Genomic DNA, 12998 nt, shown 5'->3' with positions numbered 1-12998 from the left:
GAATGCGGCAGGTGTGGCGGGCGGCTGAGGTCCGGGCGGCCGAGAAGAACCTGATGGCGACCCTGCCCGTGGGCACCCTGATGCAGCGGGCGGCGGCCGGTCTGGCGCGGCGCTGTGCGCTGCTGCTGGAGGACGCCGGGGGCGTCTACGGCGCGCGGGTCCTGCTACTGGTGGGCAGCGGCGACAACGGCGGCGACGCGCTCTACGCCGGAGCTGTGCTGGCGAGCCGGGGCGCCCAGGTCCGCGCTCTGCTGATGACCCCGGAACGGGTGCATCTGGCCGGGCTGACCGCGCTGCGCCAGGCGGGCGGATTCACCACCCGTGACCTGCCGGCCCGCGCCGACCTGGTCCTGGACGGCATCGTCGGGATCGGAGCCAGCGGCGGGCTGCGGCCCGGGGCGGCGGCGATCGTGCGCGAGCTCGGCGGGCTGACCGGACGGGCCGGCGACCGCGCCCTGGTGGTGGCGGTGGACGTCCCGAGCGGTGTGTCGGTGGACACCGGTGACGTGCCCGGCGATGCGGTGACCGCCGATGTCACCGTGACCTTCGGCTGCCTCAAGCCGGCCCACGTGCTCGGCCCGGCGGTCACCCACTGCGGCCAGGTGGAGCTGGTCGACATCGGGCTGGGCCCGGCGCTGGTGGGGGACCCCGCGGTCCGGGTTGCCGAGACGGCCGACATCGCCGCCTGGTGGCCCCGTCCCGGCGCGACCTCCGACAAGTACAGCCGTGGCGTGGTCGGCCTGGCCACCGGCTCGGCCCTCTATCCCGGTGCCGCCCTGCTCTCCACGGCCGGCGCCCTGGCCGGCCCGTCCGGCATGGTCCGGTACGCGGGCAGCGCCCACCGCGAGGTGGTGCGCGCCCACCCGTCCGTCGTGGTCGCGGACCGGGTGGCCACCGCCGGCCGGGTGCAGGCCTGGGTCTGCGGTTCCGGCCTCGGCAGCGGTGAGAAGGCCCGCACCGAGCTGCGCAGCGTGCTGGCCACGCCGCTGCCGGTGCTGCTCGACGCCGACGCGATCAATCTGCTGGTCGGCGGCGAACACGCGGTGGACCTGCGCCGCGACGCCCCTCTGGTGCTCACCCCGCATGACGGCGAGTTCAAGCGGCTGGCCGGGGAGGCGCCCGGGGCGGACCGGGCCGGAGCGGCCGCCCGGCTGGCCGCCTGGACCAACGCCGTGGTGCTGCTGAAGGGCGACCGGACCATCGTGGCCACCCCGGCGGGGGAGATCTGGGCCAACCCCACCGGCAGCCCGGCACTGGCCACGGCCGGCACCGGCGACGTGCTCGCCGGGCTGCTGGGGTCGCTGCTCGCGGCCGGGCTTCCCGCGGTGCGGGCCGCGGTCGCCGCCGCCTATGTGCACGGACTGGCCGGCCGACGGGCGGCGGAGGACGGCCCGGTCACCGCGCCGGACGTGGCATCCGCCCTGCGCCCGGTCCTGGCCGGTCTCCTGGGCTGACCGGAGGAAATTGTCATACGCCTCAGTAGGGTGGAGGCATGTGGCAGGCCGAAGTCCGCGTCGATCTGGACGCCATCCGGGACAACGTCGCGTTGCTGTGTGCCCGCACCTCCGCCGAGGTGCTGGTGGCGGTCAAGGCCGACGGTTACGGGCATGGCATGGTGCCGGCCGGGCGGGCCGCCCTCGCCGGGGGCGCCACCTGGCTCGGCGTCGCCACCCTCGACGAGGCGCTGGCGCTGCGCCGGGCGGGGGTCGAGGCGCCCGTCCTGGCCTGGCTGCTGAGCCCCGGCCTGCCGTTGCACGAGGGGGTCGGCGCGGGGGTCGATCTGAGCGCCGCGACGCCCGCCATGCTCGACGAGCTGATCGCCGCCGCCCGGCGGGCCGGCCGGCCCGCCCGGGTGCACCTCAAGCTGGACACCGGCCTGTCCCGTGGCGGGGCGGTCGCCGCCGAGTGGCCGGCCCTGCTGGAGTCGGCGGCCAAGGCCCAGGCCGGCGGTGACCTCGAGCCGGTCGGGGTGTGGAGCCATTTCGCCTGCGCCGACGAGCCCGGCCACGAGTCGGTCGACCGCCAGCTCGCCGCCTTCCGCGAGGGCCTGACCCTGGCCGCGAGTTACGGCATCCAGCCCCGCTATCGCCACATCGCCAACTCGGCGGCCACGCTGACCCGGCCCGACACGCACTTCGACCTGGTCCGGGCCGGCATCGCGGCCTATGGCCTGTCGCCCGTCGCGGGCGAGACCTACGGCCTGCGGCCGGCCATGACCGCGCGTGCCCGGGTGACCCTGACGAAACGGGTTCCGGCCGGTCAGGGCGTGTCCTACGGGCTGACCTACGTGACACCGCGAGAGACCACACTGGCCGTGGTGCCCCTCGGTTACGGCGACGGGGTGCCCCGGCACGCCTCCGGCACCGGCCCGGTCCGGGTGGGCGGCATCACCGCACGGGTCGCCGGCCGTGTCTGCATGGACCAACTGGTCGTCGACGTGGGTGACGAGCCGGTGGTCGCCGGCGACGTGGCCACCCTCTTCGGGCCCGGCGACGACGGCGGGCCGACCGCCGACGACTGGGCGGCCGCGACCGGCACGATCAACTACGAGATCGTCACCAGATTCGGCAGCAGCCGGGTCCCACGCCACTACGACGGGGAGGCCGCCCGGTGAACCGGTCACGCGTCGCCAAGCGAGCGGGCATCCTCGGGGCCGTGGTCGGTGTGGCCGCGGCCGGTCTGGCCACCGCGTTCGCCGTCGAGCGGGTGCTGGTGCGCCGGTCGGTCAACGTGCCCGGCGACCCCTATGTCGAGGAGCCGTTCGGTGACCAGCCGTTCGACCGCGAGCTGACGGTCACCGCGGCCGACGGCACCGACCTGCACGTGGAGATCATCGAGCCGGACGACGCGCCCGACGACCCAACCATCGTCTTCGTCCACGGTTTCGCCCTCGACATGGGCACCTTCTACTTCCAGCGCAAGGAGCTGGCCGAGCGCGGCTCACACCGGATGGTCTTCTACGACCAGCCCGGGCACGGCCGGTCCGGCAAGCTGAAATCCGGCACCTACGACCTCGCCGCGCTGGGCCGGTCGCTCGCGGCGGTGCTCACCGAGGCGGTGCCCGAGGGCCGGATAATCCTGGTCGGCCATTCGATGGGCGGCATGACCATCATGGCGTTCGCTGAGCAGTTCCCGGCCTGGTTCGGCAACCGGGTCACCGGCGTGGTCCTGATGTCCACCTCGGCCGGCCTCTTCGACAAGGCGAAACTCGGCCTCACCAACGTGGTGGCCCGGGTGAGCGCCCCGTTCTTCCCGCTGTGGGACAAGGCGGCCCAGCTCGGCGGCGGCACCATCGACCGGGCCCGGGTCGTCTCCTCCGACCTGGCCTGGCTGCTCACCCGGCGTTACGGGTTCGGTGAGGCCAAGCCCAGCGCGTCGCTGGTCACGTTCGTGGAGAGCATGAATTCCCGGACGTCGGCGGAGACGCTCACCAAATACCTGCAGACCCTCTACACGCACAACCGCATCCCGGCGCTGTCCGCGTTGAGTGGTGTGCCGGTGCTGGTCGTCGTCGGCGACCGCGACTACCTGACCCCGGCGACCCACTCCGAGGAGATCCTCAAGCACCTGCCCGAGGCCGAGCTGCTGAAGATCGAGAGCAGCGGCCACGTGGTGATGCTGGAGAAAGCCGATCAGGTCAACGCCGCGCTGATCCCGTTCCTGGAGAAACTGACGTGAAACTCAAGACCGTCGAGGACACCCGCGAGTTCGGGCAGCGGCTCGCCGCGGTGCTGCGGGCCGGCGACCTGGTGCTACTCACCGGGCCGCTCGGCGCCGGCAAGACGGCCCTGGTGCAGGGCATCGGCGCGGGCCTGGGCGTGCAGGGGCCGATCACCTCGCCGACGTTCGTGATCGCCCGGGTGCATCGGGGGCCGCTGCCGCTGGTGCACGCCGACGCGTACCGGCTGGGCGACCGGCCGGATCCGCGCGCCGAGATCGACGATCTCGACCTGGACGCCTCCGCCGACGACGCGGTCACCGTGATCGAGTGGGGCGCCGGGATGGTCGAGCAGCTGAACGACGAATACCTGCGGGTCCGCATCGACCGGCTGGACGACGACACCCGCGTCATCGATCTGGTGCCGCACGGCGGCGACTGGGCACACCGACTGGAGACCATGTGAATCTGACCGAGCTGCTTCCCCCCAAGTGGCGCGACGAACTGACCCCCTTCCTCGACGAGGCGGCGACCGCGGCCCTGGGCGCGTGGGTGGCCGGGGAGTATGCGAACGAGACGGTCTACCCACCGATGGAGGACCTGTTCGCGGCGTACCGGCTGTGCTCGCCGTCCGAGACCAGGGTGCTGATCCTCGGCCAGGACCCGTACCACGGCCCGGGGCAGGCGCACGGGCTGAGTTTCAGCGTGCGTGACGGGGTGCGCCGGCCGCCGTCGCTGAGCAACGTCTTCAAGGAGCTCAACGAGGACCTCAACGTTCCCAAGCCGGCGAGCGGCGATCTGACCGGCTGGGCGAAACAGGGCGTGCTGCTGCTCAACGCGGTGCTGACGGTCCGCGCGGGCAAGGCCGGCTCGCACGGCAACAAGGGTTGGGAGGCGTTCACCGACGCCACCATCCGTGCCCTCGACGCGCGGAACGAGCGGATCGTCTTCATGCTCTGGGGCAGCTATGCGAAGAAGAAGGCCGCCCTGGTCACGAACCCGGTGCACGCCGTGCTGGAAGCCGGGCACCCGAGCCCGCTGAACCGGGCCGGCTTCCTCGGCAGCCGTCCGTTCAGCGCGGCCAACAAGGCCCTGGCCGACGGCGGACGGCCGGTCATCGACTGGGACCCGAAAGCCACCGTCTAGGGTCACCTTGTGCTGGTACTGGCTCTGGACACCGCAACCCCCGCCTCGACGGCGGCGCTCGTCGAGGTGACACCGGACGGCCTGTCCGGGGTCACCGAGCGGCGGACCGTCGATCCGCGCGCCCACGGGGAGAGACTCGCCCCCGAGATCGCCGCCGTTCTGGCCGACGCCGGTCGTCGGCCGCGTGACCTCGTCGCGATCGTGGCCGGGCTCGGCCCCGGGCCGTTCACCGGCCTGCGGGTCGGGCTGGCCACCGCGGCGAGCATGGGACAGGCGCTGGGCATCCCGACGTACGGCGTCTGCTCCCTGGACGCGCTGGGCCGGGCGGCCGGCCCGGGACGGGTGCTGATCGCCACCGATGCCCGGCGGCGCGAGGTCTACTTCGCGACCTATGCCGACGGCGTTCGGGTGGCCGGCCCCGAGGTGGCCAAGCCCGCCGACGTGGCCGCCCTGCTGCGGGGTGCGGTGGGTGACGCGCTGCCCGCGGGCGTGCTGATCCCCGGTGAGGCATCGGTGTCCGGGCTGGTGGACCGTGCGGCGGGGGAGGGCGCCCTGAAATACGGCGACGTGTTCGGCGTGCCGGTGGAGGAGCATCTGCTCTATCCGCCGGGCGCGGCGCTGGTCGCGCTCGCGGCCCCGCGGATCCGTGAGGGAGCCCCGAGCGAGATCCTGACCCCGCTTTACCTGCGGCGCCCCGACGCGGTGGAGCCGGCCGCCCGCAAGCCGGTGCTGACCTGATGGGCGAGCCGATCAGCGTCGAGCGTTTCCGGTGGTGGCACATCGACGAGGTGCTCCCGATCGAGGAGGACCTGTTCGGGCCGGAGAAATGGTCGGCCGCCATGTTCTGGAACGAGCTGGCGACGGGCCAGTTCTATCTGGCCGCCCTCGACGACACCGCAGTGGTCGGCTATGCCGGTCTGTCCGTCGTGGACAGCGACGAGTCGTGGGTGCAGAACATCGCGGTCCGCCGGGACGCTCAGCGCCGCGGCCTCGGCCGCGTCCTGCTGGAGGCTCTGCTCGCCGAGGCCACCCGCCGCGGCACCCGCAAGACGCTGCTGGAGGTGGCGGTCGACAACGCCCCGGCGCAGCGGCTCTACGCGAGTTACGACTTCGAGCCGGTCGGCATCCGGCGCGGCTACTACCAACCCAGCAACACGGACGCCCTGGTGATGATGCGCAATGCGTGACGAACCCCTGGTCCTCGGGATCGAGACCTCCTGCGACGAGACCGGTGTCGGCATCGTGCGCGGGCACACCCTGCTCGCTGACGCACTGGCGTCCAGTGTGGACCAGCATGCCCGTTTCGGCGGTGTGGTGCCCGAGGTGGCGAGCCGGGCGCACCTGGAGGCGCTGGTCCCGACCATGCAGCGGGCGCTCGACGAGGCCGGTGTGACGCTCGCCGACATCGACGCGATCGCCGTGACCAGCGGGCCGGGTCTGGCCGGGGCTCTGCTGGTCGGGGTGGCGGCGGCGAAAGGCTACGCCCTGGCCGCCGAGAAGCCGATCTACGGCGTCAACCATCTGGCCGCGCACGTGGCGGTGGACACCTTGGAGCACGGCCCGCTGCCCGAGCCCGCGGTGGCGATGCTGGTCTCCGGCGGCCACTCCTCGCTGCTGCTGGTCGACGACATCACGGCCGGGGTGACGCCGCTCGGCGCGACCATCGACGACGCGGCCGGTGAGGCTTTCGACAAGGTGGCCCGCCTGCTCGGTCTGGGGTTCCCGGGTGGGCCGATCATCGACCGGGCGGCCCGCGAGGGCGATCCGGCGTCGATCGTCTTCCCGCGTGGCCTGACCGCCGCCAAGGACCTGGCGGCGCACCGGTTCGACTTCTCGTTCTCCGGGCTGAAGACGGCGGTGGCTCGCTGGGTGGAGAGCCGCGAGCGGGCCGGTGAGCCGGTGCCGGTGAACGACGTGTCGGCGAGCTTCCAGGAGGCGGTATGTGACGTGCTGACCGCCAAGGCGATCGACGCGTGCCTGTCCACCGGGGTGAAGACACTGGTCATCGGCGGTGGGGTGGCGGCGAACTCGCGACTGCGCGCACTCGCCGGGGAACGCGCCGCCAAACACGGGATCGTGGTGCGCGTGCCCCGCCCGGCTCTGTGCACCGACAACGGCGCGATGGTCGCCGCGCTCGGCTCGCATCTGGTGAAAGCCGGCGTCGCGCCGAGCCGCCTCGATCTGCCGGCGGATTCCGCCATGGGTTTGACCACGGTGAGTGTGCCGGGGTAGGAAGCGTGCATGATCGCGCGGATGTGGGAGGTGCGGGCCTCGCGCAGTGGCTTTGACGAGCTGCTGGCCTGGGTCTGCGACACGGCGGTACCTGCTCTGGAGGTACTGCCACAACATGTGTCGAGTGACGTCTATTCGTCCACCGATCATCGCATCGTCGTCATCACCAAATGGCGCAACTCTCCGGAGAGCATGCGTACCCCGCCGGAGAACCTGGTGGCACGTGCTCCGCACGTCTGGGATTTCAACCCGGTCGATCGCTGATCGCTCGCAGTCGGCGCACCCCGGCCTTACCGTCGGGGCCTGATGCGAAGACTGCCAGTGATTGATCCCGGTCCGCCTGATGCCCGGTCCGCCACCCGATATCTGTTCTGGCTCGCCCGGCGGTCCCGCCTGACGGTGGCCGCCGCGGCACTGCTGGCGATCGCCTGGATGGGCTGTCAGGCGCTGGTGCCCGCGGTCGTCGGCTGGGCCATCGACGCCGCCGTCGCGCAGAACCGGCCGGCCCTGCTCGGCTGGGGACTGCTGCTGTTCGGTCTCGGGCTGGTGCAGGCGTTCACCGGCATCGCCCGGCACCGGTTCGCGGTGACGAACTGGCTGGGCGCCGCCTTCCGGACCGTGCAGGTGGTGATCCGCCAGGCGAACCGGCTCGGATCAGCCCTGCCGCGGCGGCTCGACGCGGGCGAGGTGGTCGCGATCGGCACCTCGGACATCACTCACATCGGCGGCGCCGTCGACATCACTTCGCGCGGTATCGGCTCGCTGCTGGCCGTGATCACCGTGACGGTCGTCCTGCTTCACACGTCGGTGCCGCTGGGACTGGTGGTGCTGCTGGGCGTACCGCTGCTGATGTTGGTGGTGGGGGTTCTGATCCCGCCGCTGCACCGGCGGCAGCGCGACTACCGGGACCATCAGGGCCGGCTGACCGGGCGGGCCGCGGACCTGGTGGGCGGGTTGCGGGTGCTGCGTGGAGTCGGCGGTGAGGCGACCATGGCGGCCTGGTACAAGGCGGAGTCGCGGGCGCTGGGCGAGGCGGGTGTGCGCACCGCGCGGATCGAGTCGCTGCTGGAGGCGGCGCAGGTGCTGCTGCCGGGCGTGTTCCTGGTGCTGGTCACCTGGCTGGGCGTGCGCTTCGCGGCGGCCGGGGAGATCACGGTGGGGCAGTTGGTGGCGTTCTACGCGTACGCCGCGTTCCTGGTCGCGCCGCTGCGCCAGCTCACCGAGGCGATCGACAAGATGACTCGGGGCCACGTCTCCAGCCGCCGCGTCGTGGCGATGCTGCGTGAGCACGGCGACCTGCCGGATCCTCCGGATCCGGCGCCGCTTCCGGTGGGTGAGCTGGTGGATTCCGAGTCGGGGGTACGGGCGCCGCCCGGCCGTCTCACCGCGATCGCCGCCACGGCCCCCGTTGACGCGGCCCGGATCGCCGACCGGTTCGGCCGGTACGCCGAGGGCGCCACCCTCGGCGGTGTCCCGCTCTCCGCGGCGGCCCTGTCCGAGGTGCGCCGGCGGATCCTGGTCGTCGACAACGAGGCCCGGCTGTTCTCCGGCCGGCTGCGGTCGGACCTCGACCCGGACGACCGGGGCACTCTGCCCGCGGCTCTGGCCGCCGCCGAGGCCACCGAGATCCTCGACGCGCTGCCGGACGGCCCGGACACCGTGGTGGCCGACCGCGGCCGTTCCTTCTCCGGTGGCCAGCAGCAGCGGCTGCGCCTGGCCCGTGCGCTGATCGCCGACCCGGAGGTGCTGATCCTGGTCGAGCCGACGAACGCGGTGGACGCCTACACCGAGGCCCGGATCGCCGAGCGCCTGCGGGTGGCGCGGAGCGGCCGGACGACGGTGATCTGCACGAGCAGCCCGTTGATGCTGGTCCAGGCCGATCAGGTCTGCTATGTCGAGGGCGGCCGGATGGTCGCCGCCGGCCCGCATGCCGAGCTGCTGCGCACCGAACCCGGCTATGCCCGGCTGGTTCTGCGGGAGAGCGAAACCTCGCCGGAGGAGAAGCGCGGGGAGTCTCCGTGAACCGGCTGTTGCCGGTGGCGAGCGCCGCGCAGGCCCGCCGGTACGCCCGCGACCTGATCCGCCGTTACCCGGCGTTGTTCCGTGCCACGCTCTGCTTGCACGTGGCCGCCGCGCTGGCCGGTCTGGCCGGTCCGCGGCTTCTCGGCGAGCTGGTCCAGGGCGTCCATGATGGACGCTCCTTGTCTGAACTCGATCAGCTCGCGTTCGCCATCGCCGGATTCGTGGTGGTGCAGGCGACGCTGACCAGGTCGGCGCATCTGGCCTCGGCCCGGCTGGGAGAGCGAGTGCTGGCCCGGCTGCGGGAGGAGTTCGTCGCGCGGGTGCTGGCGCTACCGCTGTCCACGGTGGAGGCGGCCGGGTCCGGTGATCTGCTGACCCGGGCCACCCGGGATGTCGACGCGCTGTCCAAATGCGTCCGTTTCGCGGTGCCGGAGACGCTGATCGCCCTGACCACCCTGTGTCTCGTGGTCGGGGCGCTGGTGCTGGTCAGCCCGATCTTCGCGGTGCCGCTGCTGATCGGGCTGCCGATCATGGTGGTCGGGAGCCGGTGGTACCTGCGGCACGCGCCGGCCGGGTACCTGCGCCAGAACGCGGCCTACTCGGACGTGACCGAGGGCCTGACCGAGACGGTGGAGAGTGCCCGGACGGTGGAGGCGCTGGGGCGGCAACGGCAGCGGATGGAACGGACCGACATCGACCTGCGGCGGTCCTGGCGGGCCGAGCGGTACACCCTGCACCTGCGGACCGTCTGGTGGCCGGTGATCGAGATCAGCTACGTGGTGCCGATGGTGCTGACCCTGCTCGCCGGTGGCTGGCTCTACCTGGAGGGGGTGGTCACGCTGGGCGCGCTGACCGCCGCGGTGATCTACGTGCAGCAGCTGGTCGACCCTCTGGACCGGCTCGTCGGCTGGCTCGACGAACTGGAGGTGGGCGCGGCCGCGCTGGCCCGGCTGCTCGGTGTGACGGCCGGCCCGGTGCCGGAGGTCACCGCCGCCGCGGAGCCGTCGGGAAACCGCATCGAGGTACGCGGCGTGCGGTTCGCCTATGAACCCGGGCGGGAGGTGCTGCACGGCCTCGACCTGGTCCTCGAACCCGGCGAGCGGCTCGCCGTCGTCGGCGTCTCGGGGGCCGGCAAGTCCACTCTCGGCCGTCTGCTCGCCGGGGTCCATCAGCCGACCGCGGGGAGCGTCACCGTGGGCGGTGTTCCGCTGGCAGCGCTGCCACCGGAGCGGTTACGCGCCGAGGTCGCCCTGGTCACCCAGGAACACCACGTCTTCATCGGTACGATCCGCGACAACGTCGCCATGGTCCGGCCCACCGCTCAGGACGGCGAGATCCGGGCCGCGCTCACCGCGGTGCAGGCTCTCACCTGGGTGGACGCCCTGCCGGATGGGCTGGACACGGTGGTCGGCGCCGGTGAGCTCTCGCCCGCCCAGGCGCAGCAGGTGGCGCTGGCCCGTCTGGTGATCGCCGACCCGCACACGCTGGTGCTGGACGAGGCGACCGCGATGCTGGACCCGCGGGCCGCCCGTGATCTGGAGCGGTCGCTCGCGGCGGTGGTCAGCGGGCGAACCGTGGTGGCGATCGCACACCGGCTCTTCTCGGCCCACGACGCGGACCGGGTGGCGGTGATGGCTGACGGGCGGATCGTCGAACTCGGCTCGCACGACGAACTGGTCGCGGCGGGTGGGGCGTACGCCGCGCTGTGGGACTCGTGGCAGGGGGGCGCACGGAAAAAGGCGCGCCCGCAGGGCGCGCCTTTTCCTTAGACGACCGGATCAGAAGCCCGGACCGTGCTGGTGGCCGTGACCGTGGCCGTGCCCGTGACCGCCACCGGCGGCGGGAGCCGGCTCGGCCGGCTTCTCCACCACGAGGCTCTCGGTGGTCAGCAGGAGCGCGGCGATCGAGACGGCGTTGGAGACCGCGTTGCGGGTCACCTTCACCGGGTCGATGATGCCGGCCGCGGCCAGGTCGACGTATTCGTCGGTGGCCGCGTCGAGGCCGTGGCCCCAGCCCAGCTCGCTGACCTTGCCCACCACGACGTAGCCGTCGTGACCGGCGTTCTGCGCGATCCAGCGCAGCGGCTCGAGCAGCGCCTTGCGGACGATGGCGACGCCGAGCGCCTCCTCGCCGGTCAGGCCGAGGTTGCCGTCGAGTTCCTTGGCGATCTGCGCGAGCGCGGCGCCGCCGCCGGGGACGGTGCCTTCCTCGACAGCCGCCTTGGTCGCCGAGATGGCGTCCTCGATGCGGTGCTTGCGCTCCTTCATCTCGACCTCGGTGGCCGCGCCGACCTTGATCACCGCGATGCCGCCGGAGAGCTTCGCCAGCCGCTCCTGAAGCTTCTCGCGGTCCCAGTCGGAGTCGGACGCCTCGATCTCCTTGCGGATCTGCGAGACCCGGTCGGCGATGTCGGAGGAGTTTCCGCCACCGTCGACGATGGTGGTGTTCTCCTTGTCGACCACGATCCGCCGGGCGGAGCCCAGCGACTCGAGACCGACCTGGTCCAGCTTGTAACCCAGCTCGGGGGCGATCAGCTCGCCACCGGTGGCGATCGCCAGGTCCTGGAGGATCGCCTTGCGGCGGTCACCGAAACCGGGCGCCTTCACCGCGGCGACCTTGATGGTCTTGCGCAGCGAGTTGACCACCAGGGTGGACAGGGCCTGGCCCTCGACGTCCTCCGCGATGATCAGCAGCGGCTTGCTGGTCTGGAGAACCTTCTCCAGCAGCGGAAGCAGCTCCTCGATGCTGGAGATCTTCTGGGTGGTGATGAGGATGTGAGCGTCCTCGAGCACCGCCTCCTGCGACTCCGCGTCGGTCACGAAGTTCGGCGAGATGAAGCCCTTGTCGAACTGGAGACCCTCGGTGACCTCGAGCTCGGTCTGCAGCGCCGAGCCCTCTTCGAGGGTGATGACGCCGTCGCGGCCGACCCGGTCCATCGCCTCGGCGATCAGCTCGCCGATGGTGGAGTCCTGCGCCGAGATGGTGGCCACGTTGGCGATCGCCTTGTGGTCGGCGACCGCGACGGCCTTGGCCAGCAGCGCCTTGGAGATGGCCTCGGCGGCCTGGTCCATGCCCCGCTTGAGACCGATCGGGTTGGCGCCCGCGGTCACGTTGCGCAGGCCCTCACGGACCAGCGCCTGTGCGAGCACGGTCGCCGTGGTGGTCCCGTCGCCGGCGACGTCGTTGGTCTTGGTCGCCACCTCCTTGACCAGCTGCGCGCCGAGGTTCTGGTACGGGTCGGTGAGCTCGATCTCCTTGGCGATGGTCACGCCGTCGTTGGTGATCGTGGGCGCGCCGAACTTCTTGTCCAGGACGACGTTGCGGCCGCGCGGGCCGAGAGTGACCTTGACCGTGTCGGCGAGCGTGTTGACGCCGTGCTCCAGCAGGTGCCGGGCGTCGTCAGAGAAGCTGAGAATCTTCGCCATGTATTGGTCCCTTCACGCACCGGCGCCCTGCCCCGAGAATCGGAACAGGGCGCCTGTGCAGTCAGCTAGGTCTTACTTCTCGATGACCGCGAGGACGTCGCGGGCGGAGAGCACCAGGTACTCCTCGCCGGCGTACTTGACCTCGGTGCCGCCGTACTTCGAGTAGAGGACAACGTCGCCGACCTTGACGTCGAGCGGGACGCGGTTGCCCTTGTCGTCGATCCGGCCGGGGCCGACGGCGAGGACGGTGCCCTCCTGGGGCTTCTCCTTGGCGGTGTCGGGGATCACGATGCCGGACGCGGTGGTCGTCTCGGCCTCGTTTGCCTGGACCACGATGCGGTCCTCGAGCGGCTTGATCGCAACCTTTGTCGCGGTAGTCACGGGCATACCCTCCTGGGTACAGGTTTCGCCGGCCATGAACCAGGCCGGTCAATGCCTCATGCCACCGGGCGGGGCCGTCGTCGCGGGTGCCGGTCCGCCTGGTGCCTGGCCGCACGGACGAGCCGGGCGGCTGG

13 protein-coding genes are annotated in these 12998 nt (G+C 72.1%); 11 read left to right on the top strand and 2 right to left on the bottom strand.

Annotated elements, in window-relative coordinates; genetic code table 11:
• Positions 1 to 2 precede the first annotated feature (2 nt).
• From QLQ12_RS07800 to QLQ12_RS07750, 11 genes are read left to right on the top strand one after another with little or no spacing between them, the layout of a single operon-like run.
• Positions 3 to 1454 carry an NAD(P)H-hydrate dehydratase gene (locus QLQ12_RS07800; RefSeq protein ID WP_282758187.1) on the top strand — a complete coding sequence of 484 codons (1452 nt, stop codon included), beginning with the start codon at positions 3 to 5 and terminating at the stop codon, positions 1452 to 1454.
• A 38-nt stretch (positions 1455 to 1492) separates the two neighbouring features.
• Positions 1493 to 2614: an alanine racemase gene (gene alr / locus QLQ12_RS07795; RefSeq protein WP_282758186.1), complete on the top strand. Its 1122-nt coding sequence runs from the start codon at positions 1493 to 1495 to the stop codon at positions 2612 to 2614.
• Positions 2611 to 3678: an alpha/beta fold hydrolase gene (locus tag QLQ12_RS07790; protein WP_282758185.1), complete on the top strand. Its 1068-nt coding sequence runs from the start codon at positions 2611 to 2613 to the stop codon at positions 3676 to 3678. The genes alr and QLQ12_RS07790 overlap by 4 nt, the downstream gene beginning before the upstream one ends.
• On the top strand, positions 3675 to 4124 hold the full coding sequence (tsaE, locus tag QLQ12_RS07785) for a tRNA (adenosine(37)-N6)-threonylcarbamoyltransferase complex ATPase subunit type 1 TsaE (protein ID WP_282758182.1): 450 nt from the start codon (positions 3675 to 3677) through the stop codon (positions 4122 to 4124). Before QLQ12_RS07790 ends, tsaE begins: the two co-directional genes overlap by 4 nt.
• The gene (ung, locus tag QLQ12_RS07780; RefSeq protein WP_282758181.1) at positions 4121 to 4804 is read left to right on the top strand and encodes a uracil-DNA glycosylase; all 684 of its coding nucleotides are present in this window, start codon (positions 4121 to 4123) and stop codon (positions 4802 to 4804) included. The genes tsaE and ung overlap by 4 nt, the downstream gene beginning before the upstream one ends.
• Positions 4805 to 4813: 9 nt before the next feature.
• Positions 4814 to 5542 (top strand): tRNA (adenosine(37)-N6)-threonylcarbamoyltransferase complex dimerization subunit type 1 TsaB, encoded by a 729-nt coding sequence (gene tsaB, locus QLQ12_RS07775; RefSeq protein WP_282758179.1) that lies wholly within the window; start codon positions 4814 to 4816, stop codon positions 5540 to 5542.
• Positions 5542 to 5991 carry a ribosomal protein S18-alanine N-acetyltransferase gene (gene rimI, locus QLQ12_RS07770; RefSeq protein WP_282758177.1) on the top strand — a complete coding sequence of 150 codons (450 nt, stop codon included), beginning with the start codon at positions 5542 to 5544 and terminating at the stop codon, positions 5989 to 5991. The genes tsaB and rimI overlap by 1 nt, the downstream gene beginning before the upstream one ends.
• Positions 5984 to 7036, top strand: a complete 1053-nt coding sequence (tsaD, locus tag QLQ12_RS07765) for a tRNA (adenosine(37)-N6)-threonylcarbamoyltransferase complex transferase subunit TsaD (protein ID WP_282758175.1) — start codon at positions 5984 to 5986, stop codon at positions 7034 to 7036. Before rimI ends, tsaD begins: the two co-directional genes overlap by 8 nt.
• 9 nt (positions 7037 to 7045) lie before the next feature.
• On the top strand, positions 7046 to 7300 hold the full coding sequence (locus QLQ12_RS07760; protein WP_203797493.1) for a hypothetical protein: 255 nt from the start codon (positions 7046 to 7048) through the stop codon (positions 7298 to 7300).
• Positions 7301 to 7342: 42 nt separating this feature from the next.
• Positions 7343 to 9058: an ABC transporter transmembrane domain-containing protein gene (locus QLQ12_RS07755; protein WP_282758173.1), complete on the top strand. Its 1716-nt coding sequence runs from the start codon at positions 7343 to 7345 to the stop codon at positions 9056 to 9058.
• The gene (locus QLQ12_RS07750) at positions 9055 to 10827 is read left to right on the top strand and encodes an ABC transporter ATP-binding protein (RefSeq protein WP_282758171.1); all 1773 of its coding nucleotides are present in this window, start codon (positions 9055 to 9057) and stop codon (positions 10825 to 10827) included. Before QLQ12_RS07755 ends, QLQ12_RS07750 begins: the two co-directional genes overlap by 4 nt.
• A gap of 9 nt (positions 10828 to 10836) precedes the next feature.
• Here the strand turns inward: QLQ12_RS07750 and groL are convergent, their stop codons facing one another.
• Both groL and groES read right to left on the bottom strand, forming a co-directional pair.
• Entirely contained in the window at positions 10837 to 12483 is a 1647-nt protein-coding gene (gene groL, locus QLQ12_RS07745) for a chaperonin GroEL (protein ID WP_282758170.1), read from the bottom strand.
• A 72-nt stretch (positions 12484 to 12555) separates the two neighbouring features.
• Entirely contained in the window at positions 12556 to 12870 is a 315-nt protein-coding gene (groES, locus tag QLQ12_RS07740; protein ID WP_014440794.1) for a co-chaperone GroES, read from the bottom strand.
• Between the last annotated feature and the right edge of the window lie 128 nt (positions 12871 to 12998).

It is taken from the genome of Actinoplanes sandaracinus (assembly GCF_030009775.1).
GTDB lineage: Bacteria > Actinomycetota > Actinomycetes > Mycobacteriales > Micromonosporaceae > Actinoplanes > Actinoplanes sandaracinus.
Note: the sequence above shows the minus strand (reverse complement) of the source record. Positions and strands in the feature narration are given on the sequence as shown.